Here is a 15,547-nt window from a genome sequence, read left to right on the forward strand (position 1 = left end):
CCGCGCCCGGAGCGCTCGCCGCGGGCGGGGCGCTCGACGTCGGCTTCGGGCCCGCGGTCGACGGTGGGGCCGTGGTCGTGCTGGGGGTGTTGGAGACGGGCGCGTTGGTGGTGGGCGTGCTGGCACTGGGGACGCCCGGCACGCTGGGTGTGACCCCGCCGGGCTTGCCGCCGCCCGGAACGCCGGCTGCGACCCCGCCGGGCGTGCCGGAGGTCGGTGCGCCGATCGTCGGCTTGGGCGCGGGCGGCGGGGTGGCGGACGAGCCGGTCGGGGCCTTGCTGATGGTGCCGTCACCGGTCGGCGGCTTGGGACCGTCGAACAGGCCCTTGCCCGGCCCGCCGGTGAACTTGCTGGAGCGGTCGGAACCGCCCGCCGCACCGGGTGTGCCACCGGGGGCCATCGGGGCACCGCCCACCGGGGGCGCGGACGCGGAGGGTGCGCCGGACAGCGCGCCGCCGATGCTGCGGGCCGCCGTGCTGCCGCCGGGGGACGTGGCACCGGTCACCGGACCGGCACCCGGCGTCGGGCCGCCCTTCACCGCCGGTCCGCCGGTGGAGGTCCCACCCGGCACGCCCGCGCCAACGCCGCCGGTGCCCTTCGAACCACCGCCGGTCGGGGTGGAGCCGGGCGCACCGGGCACGTTCGCGATCGGGCTGACGGAAGGCCCGCCGGGAGCCTTGGCCCCGCCCGACCCGATCGGACCGGACGCACCCGGCACGCCGGTGACGGGCTTGACCGAGGGGCCACCGGCCGTCTTGGACCCGCCCGACCCGGTGGGCCCGGTCGCACCGGGCACGCCGGTGATCGGCGTGACGGAAGGCCCACCCGTCCCCTTGACGCCACCGGGCAAGCCGGGGCCGGTGGCTCCGGGCACGTTCTTGATGGGCGTGACGGAAGGTCCGCCGGCCCCCTTGACCCCACCGGACCCGTTGGGGCCGGTCGCGCCGGGGACGTCCTTGACGGGTGTGACGGAAGGTCCGCCGGTGCCCTTGACCCCACCGGGTGTGTTGGGGCCGGTGGCTCCGGGCACGTTCTTGACCGGCGTGACGGAAGGCCCACCGGCCCCCTTCACCCCACCGGGTGTGTTGGGACCGGTGGCGCCCGGCACGTTCTTGACCGGCGTCACCGAAGGCCCGCCGGCACCCTTGACGCCACCGGACCCGTTCGGCCCCGACGCGCCCGGCACGTTGGTCACCGGCTTCACGGACGGCCCGCCGGCCCCCTTCGTCCCGAGCGGACCGTTGCCGGGTGAGCCCGGTGGCCGCTGGGCGTTCGAGTTGGGGTCGATCTTGGTGAACTGGTCCCGGGCGAACTGGTCGTTCTGCACGTGCGTCTGAGCCGTGGCCTTCAGCCCCGACTGGACGTTGCCCATCGCGCTCGACGCGTTGTTCGCCTGGTGCACCGAGGCGTCGTTGGAGCTGTTCAACGCGGGCACGGCGACGATCCCGATCGGACCGAGCGCGTTCGGCGCGAGCTTGAGCCCCTGCAACCCGCTGGAGATCGCCGCCAGCCGGGACTGGAAGTCACCGGCCTTGTTCTGCAACCCCTGCATGGACGACTCGCTCATGCCGAAGCCGGAGTTGCCGGTCGGCCCGCCCGCCGGTGGAGGGGGTGCGGACGGTGGCGGCGACGACGGGTTGCCCGTCGGGTTCGGGTTCGGGTTGGGGCTGACGCCGCCGCCACCGCGTGCCATGGCTGGTTCTCCGGGGTTCTTCGATCAGGGCCTGGTGGACCAGGTCTGCTCGATCATCGCTGCCCGGTCGGGGGTTGCTCGGCCGGGGGTTGCTGGGTCAGACCTTGGCGGAGCCGGCGGACGCGCCGCTCGACGAGGTCTGCGCGTACTGCGACTGGTAGGAGTCGTAGCTCGACTTCGCCGCCTCGCCGGCCGCCTTGGCGTCGTTCGCCGCCTGCTCGACGGACGTGCCCGCCTGCTCGGCCTTGCGCGACGCCTCCTCGGCGGCCTTGATGTCGGCGTCGTTGCCGGACGCGAACGCCTTGGCGTTGGCCTCGGCCGCCGCCGCGTTGGCCGCCGCGTAGTCGACGTTGGCCTGCTCGTACTTGGCGTTCGCCGCCTTCGCCGCGTCGTTCTTCGTCGACAGCTCGTTCTCGGCGGACGTGCGCGCCGGGTCGGCCGTCCCCGGGTTGTTGCGCTTGTACTCGTCGTACGCGGCCTTCGCGGCGTCGTCGGCGGGCTTGGCCGCGGTCAGCGCGTCGTTGCTGGCCTTGGCCGCCTCCGCGACGTCCCGGCTCTCCTTCGCGGCGGCCTCGGCGGCCTTCGCGGCCTCCGAGCGCAGCCCGTCCGCCTCGCCCTTGGCCGACTCGTACTTCGCCATCGCGGCGTCGTACCCGGCCTGGTCGCCGCGCGCGGCGGCGGCGTTGGCCTCGTCGATGGCCGAGCTGACCTTCTGGTTCGCGGCGGCGGCCTTCTCCGAGGCGGTGTTCAGCTTCTCGTTGGCCGCCTTGGCCTCCTCGGCGGCCTTGGTCTCCGCCTCCTTGGCCTGCTCGTACTTCTTGTTGGCCTCCTCCGCCTTGTTGTTGGCGTCGGTGACCTTGTCGTCCTGCACGTCCTTGGCCAGCGCCTTGTCGATCTCGCGGTCGACGCCCTTCTGCGCCTTCCACGACTCGTAGCCGACCTCGGCCACGTCCGCGATGTTCTCGAACCGCTTCCAGCCCTTGCCGACGTTCTCGGTGATCTCGTCGAGGTTCTTGATCCGGCTCATCTGCCTGCCCAGGGCGGCGGTGAGGCGGGCGATCCGGGACGCGATGTTCACGCCCAGCGCCACGGCCTTGCCGACCGCGAAGCCGATGTAGGCCGCGATCGACGCGCCGAAGGTGATGACCGCGGTGGCGGCGGCGATCAGCGCGCCCGCCAGCAGCGACCCGAGCAGCTGGGCGATCATGTCCCGCACGATGTCGCGCAGCACCGACACCAGCACGCCGCAGATCGCGACGATCTTGGCCTTCTGCTCGACCGCGTTGGCCAGGGAGTCGATCTCCTTGCCCATCGCCTCCATGTTCTTCTGGAACGCCTCGGACGCGGCGCCGGTCCACCCGTCGAACGTGGCCAGCTCGCGGCGGTGGTCCTCGGCCAGCACCCGCAGCTCGGCGGCCTGCTTCTTGGTCGCCTCGACGTTGGCGTTGATCTCGTCGGGGTCGCCCATCAGCTGGTCGAGCGGTTCCTTCAGGAACGACACGTGCTCGATCAGCCAGCCGATGCCCGCACCGAGGATGGTGCCGAACGGGTCGACCGCGAGCATGGCCATGGACGACGCCGTGCCGATCGCGGCGAACGTGATGTCCAGCGCCTTCTCGGTCTCGGTCTCCGCGTCCTTGCCGATCGTGGTGATCATCTCGTCCCAGGCCGAGATGAACAGGGAGCCCTTGAACTTGTTCTGCTCGGTGATCTCCATGCCGGGCGGGGCGGAGATCGGAGTGTCGGGGGCGGTCATCGGTCAGGGTCTCCTCGTCACCAGGGCTGGTTCTCGTCGTCCTCGTCGTCGACCGGGCGCCGCGGCTGCGCCGGTCGCGACGGCGGCGTCTGCGACTGCCACCCGGGCTGCGCCGGGGGCGAAGCCGGGCGCGCGGGCTCCGGTTCCGGCTCGGCGTACTCGGGCTCGGCGTAGTCGCCGCGGTCGTCCTCGACCTCGTCGTCCGGGATGGCGTCGCTGACCATCCGCATGGCCTCGGTGCCCTCCCCGAGCGGCTCGAACGCGGCCATCACCTTCTGCGCGGCCTGCTTCTGCGCGACCTTGGCCGTCTGCATGATCAGGGCGGTGAGGCGGGCGGAGCCCAGCTCGGTGGCGCGGTGGCCGAGCTGGATGTTCAGCAGACCGCCGTTCGGTCCGACGGTGATGGTCACCGCACCGTCAGGGCTGGACGCCGTGGCCTGCGAGCTCTCGAAGTTCTCCTGGAGGTCGGCCGACTTCCGCTGGAGATCGGCCAGCTTGGCCTCGAAGTTGTCGAGCCACTGCTGGGGGTCCACAGGTCAACCTCCTAGGGGGGACATCGGTGCAGGGTGGAGTGCACCCGAGCCCGCCAACGCCGCCCCAACGCCCCACCAACGGGCAGACCCTGCGGGCCTCCGAACCCGATCGGCCCTCGGCCACCCCGCCGGCCACTTCACCCGATCCACGTCTTGACAGTGAGTAACCGGCTACGACGCCGGGAAGTCGACGGATCACTGCGAGTGGCGGAGTCGCCCGATGGCACCAACGATTAGGTCACGTGCGGACCGGTACGTGCGCGGGCGTCATTACTACGGGGTACGGTTCGCCACTCGGAAGCCCCGACACCCGCTGTCGGGATTTGTCTGCTCCTAGCCGAGCAGGGAGGGAGACGAGCCGTGCGTCGTCGAATGCGTGGCCTCGCGGTGGCCGCGATCGCGCTGACCAGCGTTCTCACGATGGCCGCCTGCGCCAAGGACACCGGTGGGAACAACACCGGGTCCGGGCCCACGAACACCGCCGAGGGCTGCAAGCTGGCTGACAAGCCGCCGGCGGCCGCCGCGACCTCCAGCTCCGCCGCGTCCGGCGACAAGGTCGACGGCAGCGCCCTCAAGGTGGGCCTGGCCTACGACATCGGCGGCCGGGGCGACGCGTCGTTCAACGACTCCGCCGCGGCGGGCCTGGACAAGGCCAAGACGGACCTCGGCATCTCCGCGGTCAAGGAGCTGACCGCCGCGCCGAACGAGGCCGAGGACGCCAAGCAGACCCGCCTGCGCCAGCTCGCGAGCGAGGGCTACAACCCGATCATCGGGGTCGGCTTCGCCTACGCCGAGTCGCTGAAGGTCGTCGCGCCGGAGTTCCCGAACGTCAAGTTCGCGATCGTCGACGGCGCCGTCGAGGGCGCCCCGAACGTGACGCCGCTGCTGTTCGCGGAGGAGCAGGGCTCCTTCCTGGCCGGCGTCATCGCCGCCTACCAGTCGAAGTCCTGCCACATCGGCTTCGTCGGTGGCGTGCAGATCCCGCTGATCCAGAAGTTCGACGCGGGCTTCGCCCAGGGCGCCAAGACCGCCGCCCCGGACGTCAAGATCGAGAAGAAGTACCTGACCCCGGCGGGCGACTTCACCGGTTTCCAGGACCCGACCAAGGGCCAGGAGGCCGCGACCGGCCAGATCGAGGCCGGCGCCGACGTGCTGTACCACGCGGCGGGTGCTTCCGGCAAGGGCGTGTTCTCCGCCGCGAAGACGGGTGGCGTGAAGGCCATCGGCGTCGACTCCGACCAGTACAACCAGAAGACGGTCGAGGAGTCGAAGGACGTCATCATCTCCTCGATGCTCAAGCGCGTCGACGTGGCGGTGTACGACTTCGTCAAGGCGTTCGCCAAGAACGACCTGGCGAGCCTGCCCAAGGTGTTCGACCTGTCCGTGGACGGCGTCGGCTACTCCACCTCGGGCGGCAAGATCGACGAGAACCTGAAGGGCGTCCTCGAGGGCTACAAGGCCCAGATCATCGCGGGCAAGATCAAGGTCGAGTCCACGCCGTAACGACACCATCCGGCCTCCGGCGCACTGGGCCCTGCGAGCACCCTCGCGGGGCCTAGTGCGTGGTTAGCCCCGGCACAGCCGGAGATCAGACGGAGCTTTCATGAGCGAGCTCGCGAGCGAGTCATCCGAAGCAGTGACCCGTGCTCCCGCCACGCCCAGCCGCGGCGAGGTGCGCGCATGAGCACCACGACCCCTGCCGTCGTCCTGTCGGGCATCACCAAGCGCTTCCCGGGTGTCGTCGCCAACAGCGACGTCCACCTCAGCGTGCAGGTCGGCGAGGTCCACGCGCTGTGCGGCGAGAACGGCGCGGGCAAGTCCACCCTGATGAAGATCCTCTACGGGATGCAGCAGCCGGACGAGGGCACCATCGAGGTGGCGGGCCGGCCGGTCCGGTTCCGCACGCCGGCGGACGCGATCAAGGCCGGCATCGGCATGGTGCACCAGCACTTCATGCTGGCCGACAACCTGACCGTGCAGGAGAACGTCGTGCTCGGCGCGGAGTCGCTGCACGGCATCGGCGGCCGGGCGCGCAAGCGGATCCTGGAGCTGGCCGACGCCACCGGCCTGACCGTCGACCCCGGCGTGCTCGTCGAACGCCTCGGCGTGGCCGACCGGCAGCGGGTCGAGATCCTCAAGGTGCTCTACCGGGGCGCCAAGGTGATCATCCTCGACGAGCCGACCGCGGTGCTCGTGCCGCAGGAGGTGGACGAGCTGTTCACCACCCTGCGCGGCATGCAGCGGCAGGGCTTCACGTTCCTGTTCATCTCGCACAAGCTGGACGAGGTGCGCTCGATCGCGGACTCCGTCACGATCATCCGCCGCGGCACCACGGTCGGCACCGCCGACCCGAAGGCGGTGAGCTCGCGCCAGCTGGCCGAGATGATGGTCGGCAGCGAGCTGCCCAGCCCGGAGACCCGCGAGTCCACCGTCACCGACCGCGTCGTGCTGCGGGTGGAGGACCTGGGCCTGGTCGCGGCCGAGGGGACCCGGCCGGTGCTGGACGGCATCGACCTGGTCGTGCGCGCGGGCGAGATCGTCGGCATCGCGGGCGTCGAGGGCAACGGGCAGACCGAGCTGGTCGAGACGATCATGGGCATGCGCCGCGCGCACCACGGCCGAGTGCTGCTCGGTGACCGCGACCTGACCCGACTGGGCACGTTGGCGCGGCGCGAGGCGGGCATCGGCTACATCCCCGAGGACCGGCACCGCCAGGGCCTGCTGCTCACCCAGCCGCTGTGGGCGAACCGCATCCTCGGCCACCAGACCCGCGAGCCGGTGTCGAAGGGCCAGTGGCTCGACCTGGCCGGCGCGAAGAAGGACACCGCGCGGATCGTCGAGGACTTCGACGTGCGCACGCCCGGCATCGACGTGGCCGCGGTCGCGCTGTCCGGCGGCAACCAGCAGAAGCTCGTGGTGGGCCGCGAGCTGTCCGGCGACCCGGTGCTGCTCATCGCGTCGCACCCGACGCGCGGCGTGGACGTGGGCGCCCAGGCGCTGATCTGGGACGAGATCCGCGCGGCGCGGGCCCGCGGCCTGGCCGTGCTGCTGATCTCGGCGGACCTGGACGAGCTGATCGGCCTGTCCGACACCATCCGGGTGATGCTGCGCGGTCGGCTGGTGGCCGACGCCGACCCGGCCACGGTCACCCCCGAGGACCTCGGGAGCGCGATGACCGGCGCGGGCGCCACGAGCGCCGCCGTCGAGCACGCCACTGGCGTCGACCAGGCGCCGGAATCGGGAGGCGAGTGATGGGAATCCTGCGCGGCAAGCTGCTGCCGCCCGTGCTGGCGATCCTGTTCTCCGCACTGCTGTGCGGTGTGGCGCTGGTGGTGTCCGGCGCGAACCCGCTGCGGGCGTTCGGGGTGATGCTGTCGCAGGTGGGCGAGGGCACCACCGCGGTCGACATCGTCAACAGCACCGGCACCTACTACATCGCGGCGCTGGCGGTGGCGATCGGGTTCCAGATGAACCTGTTCAACATCGGCGTCGAGGGCCAGTACCGGGTCGCGGCGGTCGTCGCGGCCGTGGTGGGCGGCTCCATCGCCCTGCCGCCCGGCCTGCACGCCCTGGTGATCATCCTGACGGCCGCCGTCGCCGGCGCGCTGTGGGCCGCGATCCCGGCGGTGCTCAAGGTGACGCGCGGCGTCAACGAGGTCATCTCCACGATCATGATGAACGGCCTCGCGCTCGGCCTGGCCGCCTACCTGATCGGCGCGGACGTGTTCGGCGAGCTGCGGGGCAACAACATCCGCACCCCGGAGATCCCGGAGAGCGGCTGGGTGCCCGGCATCCCGCTCGGCTCGTCCGGCACGGTGTTCGGCCTGGTGTTCCTGGCCGCGCTGCTGGGCATCGGCTACTGGGTGATGATGAACCGCACCCGGTTCGGCTTCGAGCTGCGCGCCTCCGGCGAGTCGTCCACGGCCGCCGCCGCGGGTGGCGTGAACGCCAAGAAGATGGTGCTGATCGCGATGCTGCTGTCCGGCGGGATCGCCGGTCTGGTGTCGATGCCCGAGATCCTGGGCCGCGACCACACGTACAACCTGAACTTCCCGGCCGGCATCGGCTTCTCCGGCATCGCGATCGCGCTGCTCGGGCGCAACCACCCGGGCGGCATCGCGTTCGGCGCGCTGCTGTGGGCGTTCCTGGACAAGTCGGGCCTCGCGCTGGACAACGTGGGCGTGCCGCGCGAGATCGTGACGATCATGCAGGGGGCGATCGTGCTGTCGGTCGTCGTCGCGTACGAGGTGGTCCGCCGGTTCGAGCTGGCCGCGCAGCAGCGGCAGGTCGGCCGGCAGCTCGGGACGGTGGATGCGGCATGAGCGAGCTCACGAGCGAACCCTTCGACACCGCGCACCGCGCTCCGTCCCCGACGAGCCCTGGCGAGGAGGCGGCATGAGCACTTCGTTGATGAACCCGTCCGAGGCACCCACGACCGTTCCGCCGCCGCGCAAGGCTCGGCGGATCCCCGGCTGGGCCGTCGGCGCGCTGGGCGTGGCCGGCGCGGTCGTGCTGCTGTCCACCACGTCGTACCTGACGGGTGTGCCGCAGCTGACGTCCACCGGCACCATCCAGACCGCGGTGCGGTTGGCGCTGCCGATCCTGCTCGCCGCGCTGGGCGGGCTGTGGGCCGAGCGCGCGGGCGTGGTGAACATCGGCCTCGAAGGCATGATGATCATGGGCACGTGGGGCGCGGCGTGGGCCGGGTACCAGTGGGGCCCGTGGGCGGCGCTGGTGTCGGCGGCCGTGTTCGGCGCGCTGGGCGGGTTGCTGCACGCCATCGCGACCGTGACGTTCGGCGTGAACCACATCGTGTCCGGTGTGGCGATCAACCTGCTCGGGGCGGGCCTGACCAAGTACCTGTCCACGTTGATCTTCTTCCCGCTGTCGCACAACCCGCGCGAGTCGCCCGCCGTGCCGAAGTTCGACACCTACTCCGCCTCGGGGCTGTCCGACTGGCTCGGTGAGCTGGAGGCGCAGCAGCGGGTCGGGCTGTCCGACGTCGCCGGCATCCTGCGCGGCCTGGTCACCGGCGTCTCGCCGCTGACGATGCTGGCCATCCTGCTGGTGATCGGCAGCTACCTGGTGCTGTGGCGTACCCGGTTCGGGCTCAGGCTGCGGTCGTGCGGCGAGAACCCGGTGGCCGCGGAGTCGCTGGGCGTCAACGTCTACCGGTACAAGTACGTCGCGGTGATCGCGTCCGGCGCGCTGGCCGGCATCGGCGGCGCGGCGCTCGTGCTCAACCCCGGTCAGCCCGGCTACCTGGAGGGCCAGACCAACGGCCGCGGGTTCATCGGCCTGGCCGCGATGATCTTCGGCAACTGGCGTCCCGGCGGCCTGCTCGGCGGCGCGGCCCTGTTCGGGTACGCCGACGGGTTGCAGCTGCGGTCCGGCGGCAAGACGTTCCTGGCCCTGGTCTACGGCGCGGTGCTGCTGCTGGTCGTGATCGTGATCTGGCAGCTGGTGCGCCGCCGGTGGTTCGCCGCCGCGTTCGGCATCCTGGCCGCCGGCCTGCTGTACGCCGTGTACTACTCGGTGGACGAGGTGCCGAGCGAGCTGACGACCTACGCGCCGCACCTGGTGACGCTGGTCGTGCTCGCGGTCGCCTCGCAACGACTGCGCATGCCCGCGGCCGACGGCGTGGTGTACCGCCGTGGTTGAGGTCGACTGGGAGGTGCTGCGCGCGCGTGCCGTCGAGGCCGCGCAGGCCGCCTACTGCCCGTACTCCGGGCTGCAGGTGGGTGCGGCGGCCGTCTGCGACGACGGGCGGATCGTGGTCGGGTGCAACGTCGAGAACGCCGCCTACGGCGTCGGGCTGTGCGCCGAGTGCACGTTGGCCGGCCAGTTCTTCCTGACCGGCGGCGGCAGGCTCGTCGCGCTGGCGTGCCGCAGCGGCAGGGGTGACCTGCTCATGCCGTGCGGGCGCTGCCGTCAGGTGATCTACGAGCTGGGCGGGGCCGCGTGCCTGGTCGACACGCCTTCCGGCGTGCTGCCGATGACCGCGGTGCTGCCCGACGCGTTCGGGCCGGAGGACCTGCCGTGAGCCACACCGCCGTGGACGTGATCCGGGCCAAGCGCGACGGCGCCCGGCTGACCGACGGGCAGATCGACTGGGTGGTCGACGCCTACACCCGCGGGGTGGTGGCCGACGAGCAGATGTCCGCGCTGGCCATGGCGATCTTTCTCAACGGCATGGACACCGCCGAGACCGCCCGGTGGACGCGCGCCATGGTGGACTCCGGCGAACGGCTGGCGCTGGACGTCGGCCGGCCCACCGTGGACAAGCACTCCACCGGCGGGGTGGGCGACAAGATCACGTTGCCGCTGGCCCCGCTGGTGGCGGCGTGCGGCGCGGCGGTGCCCCAGCTGTCCGGGCGCGGGCTCGGGCACACCGGCGGGACGCTGGACAAGCTGGAGTCCATCCCCGGCTGGCGGGCGCAGCTGTCGGTGGACGAGGTGACGGCGCAGCTGCGGTCGGTCGGCGCGGTGATCTGCGCCGCGACGACGGGCCTCGCGCCGGCGGACCGGAAGCTGTACGCGCTGCGCGACGTGACGGGGACGGTCGAGTCGATCCCGCTGATCGCGTCGTCGATCATGTCGAAGAAGATCGCGGAGGGCGCCGAGGCGCTGGTGCTGGACGTGAAGGTCGGGTCCGGGGCGTTCATGAAGACCCCGGAGCGGGCGCGGGCGCTGGCGTCGGCGCTGGTGTCGATCGGCGTCGACCACGGGCTGCGCGTGTCTGCGCTGCTGACGGACATGTCGGTGCCCCTCGGGCGCGCGGTCGGCAACGCGGTGGAGGTCGCGGAGTCGGTCGAGGTGCTGCGCGGCGGCGGGCCGGCGGACGTCGTGGAGCTGACCGTGGCGCTGGCCGAGGAGATGCTGTCGCGGGCGGGCGTCACGGCGTCGCCGCGTGACGTGCTGGCGTCCGGCGAGGCGTACGAGACGTGGGCGCGGATGATCAGGGCCCAGGGCGGTGACCCGGACGCGCCGCTGCCGGTGGGTCGGCACAAGCACGTCGTCACGGCCCCGTCGGAGGGCTACCTGGTCGCGCTGGACGCGTACGCGGTCGGTGTCGCCGCGTGGCGCCTGGGTGCCGGCCGGGCGCGCAAGGAGGACCCGGTGCAGGCCGGTGCGGGGATCGTGTGCCTGGCCAAGCCGGGCGACCGGGTGGCCGAGGGCGAGCCGTTGCTGGAGCTGTACACCGACACGCCCGACGCCGTGCCCGCCGCGCTGGAGTCGCTGTCGGGCGGCTACGCGATCGGCCCCACCACCCCACCGGTCACCCCACTGGTGATCGACACCATCCGCGGCTGAACCCCGGCGGCCCTCATCCCGGGGTGCCCCGCGCGACCGTGCGGCGGCAACGGTGGTGCCGGTGCAATGCGTTTGCATTACACTTGGATCGGTGTTCCGTGAGGTCAAGGACAGCAAGTGGTCGGCGGACCACATCGCACGGCACGGCGTGACCTTGAACGAGGTGAGGGAGGCGATCCTCCAACGTCCGTATTGGCAGGTCGAGGGCAAAGGCGACACAGTCCTGATCTACGGACGAATTCATGCAGGCCGGTACCTGTTCGTAGTCGCTGCCGACGACGACGGTGATGCGTTCATCGTGACCGCACGGGACATGACGCCCAGCGAGAGAAAGACCTTCCAGAGGAAGGCACGGTGATGACGATGGCGAAACGAGACGAGTCCCTTCCTCGGCCGGCCGAAGACCTCGAGGCGTTGGCCGATCACTACGGCACCCACGACACGTCGGCCGAGATGGAAGCCGGTGAGTGGGTCGATCCGCGTCCGATGCAGACCACGTCCCTCCGGTTGCCCGGCGACGTCGTCGACGCGCTCAAGGCACTCGCGCAGTCGCGCGGCATGCGCTACACGGCGTTGTTGCGGGAGATCGTCGAGCACGCGGTCAACGGCGTGCGCCTCACCGAGAGCGAGGAGTTCGCTCGGATCGACCAGCGGTTGGCGCGCATCGAGGCAGCCGTCGTGGAGCAGCCCGCCGGGCCACGTCCGGCGAGGAAGGCACCGACAGGCGCCGTGGTGGAGGCCTCCGCGCGGCACGGACGGATGCGGTGGAGGTCGGTATCGGCGCGAGGTTCGTCGGCGGGGACGACCTTCGGTTCGCGCCGGAGGACGAAGAGCTGACCGCACGGGAAAGGCCCGGCCCGCACGAAGCGGACCGGGCCTTTCGCGTGTCTCCGGACGGTCAGGCGCCTTCGGCGGTCAGGTCGTCGTCGTCCACGTTGCGGTTGTCGCTCGGCTTCGGCCCGTTCTTCCTGGTCCGCCGCTGCGGCCGGGGGAGGGCGGTCGGCGGCGGGGGCGGGGTGGGGGAGCCGCCGCCGAGGATCAGCTCCGCGAACGTCGCCATGGCCTCGTCCAGCTGGCCGCCGATGCGCAGCTCCGACTCCTGGTTGCTCCTGCGCACCAGGCCCGCCAGCGAGTCGGCGTCGGGCCGCGTCGACAGGGTGTCCTCGACCTTGGCGATGCCCTGCTCCACCACGCCGGACAGCTCACCGACGCGCGCGGCGAAGTCGTCCTCGACCGAGTCGAGCCGGGTGGCCATGGTGTCGAGGCGGGACGTGACCTGCTCCAAGCGCTGCGCCAGCGCCTCCAGCCGGTCCGTCGAGTCGATCTGGTCGCGGGTCTCGTCGAGCGCGGCGTGCAGCGCCTCGCGGGCCTCGTCGACCTTGCCCGTCAACGTGCTGCGGGTGTCCGCCAACGACGCCGCGAGCGAGTCGCGGGTCTCGGTGAGCGACGCGTGCAGCCCGTCCCGGGTGCTGTTGAGGTTGTCGCGGGTCTCGTCCAGCCTGCCGTGCAGGTTGTTGGTCGAGTCGGTGAACGACCGCTGCAGGGCCTCGCGGGTGCCGTCGAGGTGCTCGTGCACGCCCTCGTCCACCTCGTCGAGCCGACCGCGCAGCGCGACCTCCAGCGCCTCCATGCGCTCGCGCAGCGGCCCGGTCACCGCACCCGGCACCTGGTCGACCTTGCCGTCCTGCTTGTCCAGGTGGCCGTCGAGGTCGTCCAGCCGCTTGTGGATGTGGGAGAGCTTGTCCTCCAGGCCGTCCATCCGCCCGGCGACGCCCTCGAACCGGCCCGCCACCCCGTCGAGCCGACCGTCGAGCTGCGCGAACGGCTTGGCGAGCTTGTCGACCAGGCCCTCGACGGCCCGCCCGATGCTCTGCACCGCGTTGTCCTGCGCCTCCAACCTGGCCAGCGCCTCGTCCAGGCGCTCGGCCAGCACGCTGACCTCGGTCCGGTCGGGCAGCTCGGACAGGCGCTTGCGAACGGAACCCAGCGACTCGAGCGGGGACATCCGCGCGTGGATCTCGTCCAGTGCGTCGAAGATCTGCTGCTGTTCGCTCTCACGGATCTCCGCGGCGCGCGTGAGCATGTTGCGCATCCGATCGAAGGACATCGTGGAGTTGTTGTTCTCGTTCACGGCTCGGGTGCCTTCGTCCAGGGGAGGGGAGACCTCCGGGAGCCTAACCAGGTTGGGCCGGTGGGCAGTAGCGCCCCCCGACGGGGACCGCCTGGATCGGCCTTGCATGTACTCCGTTGGAGTGACGAACGCCGACCCTACCCCAGGGTAACGGCGAGCGCGTCTGTGACTGCTCCGCGTGAGCATCCGCCGTGTGAGTGACTAAAGTCGTGGTAGCGGTTGCGGAAAGTTCTGCATCACGAGTGCACAACGGCGAAAGAGGCACCCGGCCGAGTGGTTCTGGACACAGTCGGTGACGCCGGGGTGATTCTACCGGACCAAGATCATCCCTAGTGGGAACGACACGGCGTGTCACCGGTATACCGTGACGCCCATGTCGACCCCGCTTACCCAGGAGGCCCTTCGCAGCGCGCCGAAGGTGCTGCTGCACGACCACCTCGACGGTGGCCTCCGCCCCCAGACGGTGATCGAACTCGCCGAAGCCTGCGGCCACCGAGGGCTGCCCACCACCGACCCCGTCGCGCTGGGCGCGTGGTTCCGCGACAACGCCAACTCCGGCTCGCTGGTCCGCTACCTGGAGGGCTTCGCGCACACGTGCGGCGTCATGCAGGACGAGGCCGCGCTGGTGCGCGTCGCCTCCGAAGCCGTGCAGGACCTCGCGGCCGACGGGGTCGTGTACGCGGAGATCCGCTACGCCCCGGAGCTGTTCACCGAGGAGGGCCTGAGCCTGGAGCAGGCCGTCGAGGCCGTGCAGGAGGGCTTCCGCCAGGGCGAGGCCGCCTCCGGCAACCGCATCCGGACCGGCACGCTGCTGTGCGCGATGCGCCAGAACGACGGCTGGCAGCGCATCGCGGACCTGGTGGTCCGCTACCGGGAGGCGGGCGTGGTCGGCTTCGACATCGCGGGCCCCGAGGCCGGGTTCCCGCCCAGCAAGGAGCTGTCCGCGTTCGAGTACCTGCGGCAGCAGAACGCGCACTTCACCATCCACGCCGCCGAGGCGTCGGGCGCGGAGTCGGCGTGGGAGGCCGTGCAGCTCGCGGGCGCGGAGCGGCTGGGCCACGGCGTGCGGCTGGCCGAGGACATCAAGGGCGACGAGGTCGGGCAGCTGGCCGCGTACGTGCGCGACCGGCGCATCGCGCTGGAGATGTGCCCGACGTCGAACGTGCACACCGGCGCGGTGGCGTCGCTGGCCGAGCACCCGATCAAGCGGATGGCCGACCTCGGGTTCCGGGTCACCGTGAACACCGACAACCGCCTGATGAGCGACGTGTCGATGACCGGCGAGTTCGCCACCGTGGTCGAGCAGTTCGGCTTCGGCTGGGACGACCTGCGCAAGTTCACCGTCAACGCCGCCAAGGCCGCGTTCCTCACGCACGAGGAGCGCCGCGCCCTGATCCAGGACGTGATCGAGCCCGGGTACGCCGCACGGCCCGGCGCCCAGCACCACCGCGGCCACCAGCGGCACCGCGACGACCGTCACCTGCGACCCGACGAGCGACACCGACTGCCCGACCCACAGCACCACGAACGACCGGTCACGCCACAGCACGGCAGCGGTCAGTCCACCGCGGCGGGCGCAACGCGGGACCACGCGGTCGCGGCGGTGACGGCCAGGACGGTCCCCGCGATGCCCGCCACGGCGATCGCGGTGGTCGGGGACCCGGTCGCGGTAGCCAGCAGACCGCCCGCGGCCACCCCGACGCCCTGCGCGGCGACCAGGCCGCTGCGGGCGAAGCCCAACGCCTGCCCGCGCTGCTCGTCGGGGACGAGGCGGACGAACGTCGCGCCCGCCGTCACCTGGTAGGCGCTGAACACCCCGCTCAGCGCCAGCAGCGCCACCGCGCCGGCGAGGTTCGGCGCGAACAGGTACCCGACCAGCGGCAACGCGGTGGCCACGGCGAGCAGCCCGAGCAGCCGCACGCGCCGCGACGCGGGCAGGAAGCGCAGCAGCACGGTCCCCAGCACCATCCCGGCCGGGTCGGCGGCCAGCAGCACGCCCACACCGGCGGCGCCCGCCCCGACCTCCGCCGAGAACGGGTCGGCGTGGCCTACGCGGAGCAGGGTCAACACCGAGACCCCGCCCGGGCGGAGCGGCAGCGGCTCGGGCAGGGCCGGCCACC

13 protein-coding genes and 1 pseudogene are annotated in these 15,547 nt (G+C 71.8%); 9 read left to right on the plus strand and 5 right to left on the minus strand.

Annotated elements, in window-relative coordinates; translation table 11 throughout:
* From AB0G02_RS15505 to AB0G02_RS15515, 3 genes are all read right to left on the minus strand, one after another.
* Positions 1-1,693 (minus strand): hypothetical protein (locus tag AB0G02_RS15505; RefSeq protein ID WP_360794156.1); only part of this gene is annotated, 1,693 nt, incomplete at its 3' end.
* 97 nt (positions 1,694-1,790) lie between these two features.
* The gene (locus tag AB0G02_RS15510; protein ID WP_360794158.1) at positions 1,791-3,449 is read right to left on the minus strand and encodes a hypothetical protein; all 1,659 of its coding nucleotides are present in this window, start codon (positions 3,447-3,449) and stop codon (positions 1,791-1,793) included.
* Between the two features lie 17 nt (positions 3,450-3,466).
* Complete coding sequence (locus tag AB0G02_RS15515) at positions 3,467-3,982, minus strand: YbaB/EbfC family nucleoid-associated protein (protein WP_360794160.1); 516 nt, start codon at positions 3,980-3,982, stop codon at positions 3,467-3,469.
* A 372-nt stretch (positions 3,983-4,354) separates the two neighbouring features.
* On the opposite strand from AB0G02_RS15515, the gene AB0G02_RS15520 reads away from it, so the two are divergent.
* From AB0G02_RS15520 to AB0G02_RS15555, 8 genes are all read left to right on the plus strand, one after another.
* A complete protein-coding gene (locus tag AB0G02_RS15520) occupies positions 4,355-5,485 on the plus strand; it encodes a BMP family ABC transporter substrate-binding protein (RefSeq protein ID WP_360794179.1) in 1,131 nt (376 codons plus the stop codon).
* Between the two features lie 177 nt (positions 5,486-5,662).
* Positions 5,663-7,234: an ABC transporter ATP-binding protein gene (locus tag AB0G02_RS15525; protein WP_360794162.1), complete on the plus strand. Its 1,572-nt coding sequence runs from the start codon at positions 5,663-5,665 to the stop codon at positions 7,232-7,234.
* Positions 7,234-8,304 carry an ABC transporter permease gene (locus AB0G02_RS15530; protein ID WP_360794164.1) on the plus strand — a complete coding sequence of 357 codons (1,071 nt, stop codon included), beginning with the start codon at positions 7,234-7,236 and terminating at the stop codon, positions 8,302-8,304. Before AB0G02_RS15525 ends, AB0G02_RS15530 begins: the two co-directional genes overlap by 1 nt.
* A 73-nt stretch (positions 8,305-8,377) precedes the next feature.
* Positions 8,378-9,643, plus strand: a complete 1,266-nt coding sequence (locus tag AB0G02_RS15535) for an ABC transporter permease (protein WP_360794166.1) — start codon at positions 8,378-8,380, stop codon at positions 9,641-9,643.
* Positions 9,636-10,025: a cytidine deaminase gene (locus AB0G02_RS15540; RefSeq protein ID WP_360794168.1), complete on the plus strand. Its 390-nt coding sequence runs from the start codon at positions 9,636-9,638 to the stop codon at positions 10,023-10,025. The genes AB0G02_RS15535 and AB0G02_RS15540 overlap by 8 nt, the downstream gene beginning before the upstream one ends.
* The gene (locus AB0G02_RS15545) at positions 10,022-11,296 is read left to right on the plus strand and encodes a thymidine phosphorylase (RefSeq protein WP_360794170.1); all 1,275 of its coding nucleotides are present in this window, start codon (positions 10,022-10,024) and stop codon (positions 11,294-11,296) included. Before AB0G02_RS15540 ends, AB0G02_RS15545 begins: the two co-directional genes overlap by 4 nt.
* Positions 11,297-11,387: 91 nt before the next feature.
* Complete coding sequence (locus AB0G02_RS15550; RefSeq protein WP_360794172.1) at positions 11,388-11,654, plus strand: hypothetical protein; 267 nt, start codon at positions 11,388-11,390, stop codon at positions 11,652-11,654.
* Between the two features lie 5 nt (positions 11,655-11,659).
* Entirely contained in the window at positions 11,660-12,133 is a 474-nt protein-coding gene (locus AB0G02_RS15555) for a hypothetical protein (RefSeq protein ID WP_360794174.1), read from the plus strand.
* A 61-nt stretch (positions 12,134-12,194) separates the two neighbouring features.
* Here the strand turns inward: AB0G02_RS15555 and AB0G02_RS15560 are convergent, their stop codons facing one another.
* A complete protein-coding gene (locus AB0G02_RS15560) occupies positions 12,195-13,403 on the minus strand; it encodes a hypothetical protein (RefSeq protein WP_360794176.1) in 1,209 nt (402 codons plus the stop codon).
* A gap of 397 nt (positions 13,404-13,800) precedes the next feature.
* Between AB0G02_RS15560 and AB0G02_RS15565 the strand changes: the two are divergent.
* A pseudogene (locus AB0G02_RS15565) lies at positions 13,801-14,853 on the plus strand (adenosine deaminase); the annotation flags it as partial.
* Between the two features lie 131 nt (positions 14,854-14,984).
* Here AB0G02_RS15565 and AB0G02_RS15570 read toward each other — a convergent pair.
* The coding region (locus tag AB0G02_RS15570; protein ID WP_360794178.1) for an MFS transporter at positions 14,985-15,547 on the minus strand (563 nt) is incomplete at its 5' end.

The sequence above is a fragment of the Actinosynnema sp. NPDC023658 genome (genome assembly GCF_040639995.1).
In the GTDB taxonomy this organism is placed as follows: Bacteria; Actinomycetota; Actinomycetes; order Mycobacteriales; family Pseudonocardiaceae; genus Actinosynnema.

Coding starts and splice junctions, on each gene's coding strand:
- AB0G02_RS15510 (WP_360794158.1), bottom strand. CDS start 3,449: ATGACCGCCCCCGACACTCCGATCTCCGCCCCGCCCGGCATGGAGATC.
- AB0G02_RS15535 (WP_360794166.1), top strand. CDS start 8,378: ATGAGCACTTCGTTGATGAACCCGTCCGAGGCACCCACGACCGTTCCG.
- AB0G02_RS15530 (WP_360794164.1), top strand. CDS start 7,234: ATGGGAATCCTGCGCGGCAAGCTGCTGCCGCCCGTGCTGGCGATCCTG.
- AB0G02_RS15555 (WP_360794174.1), top strand. CDS start 11,660: ATGGCGAAACGAGACGAGTCCCTTCCTCGGCCGGCCGAAGACCTCGAG.
- AB0G02_RS15525 (WP_360794162.1), top strand. CDS start 5,663: ATGAGCACCACGACCCCTGCCGTCGTCCTGTCGGGCATCACCAAGCGC.
- AB0G02_RS15560 (WP_360794176.1), bottom strand. CDS start 13,403: ATGTCCTTCGATCGGATGCGCAACATGCTCACGCGCGCCGCGGAGATC.
- AB0G02_RS15520 (WP_360794179.1), top strand. CDS start 4,355: ATGCGTGGCCTCGCGGTGGCCGCGATCGCGCTGACCAGCGTTCTCACG.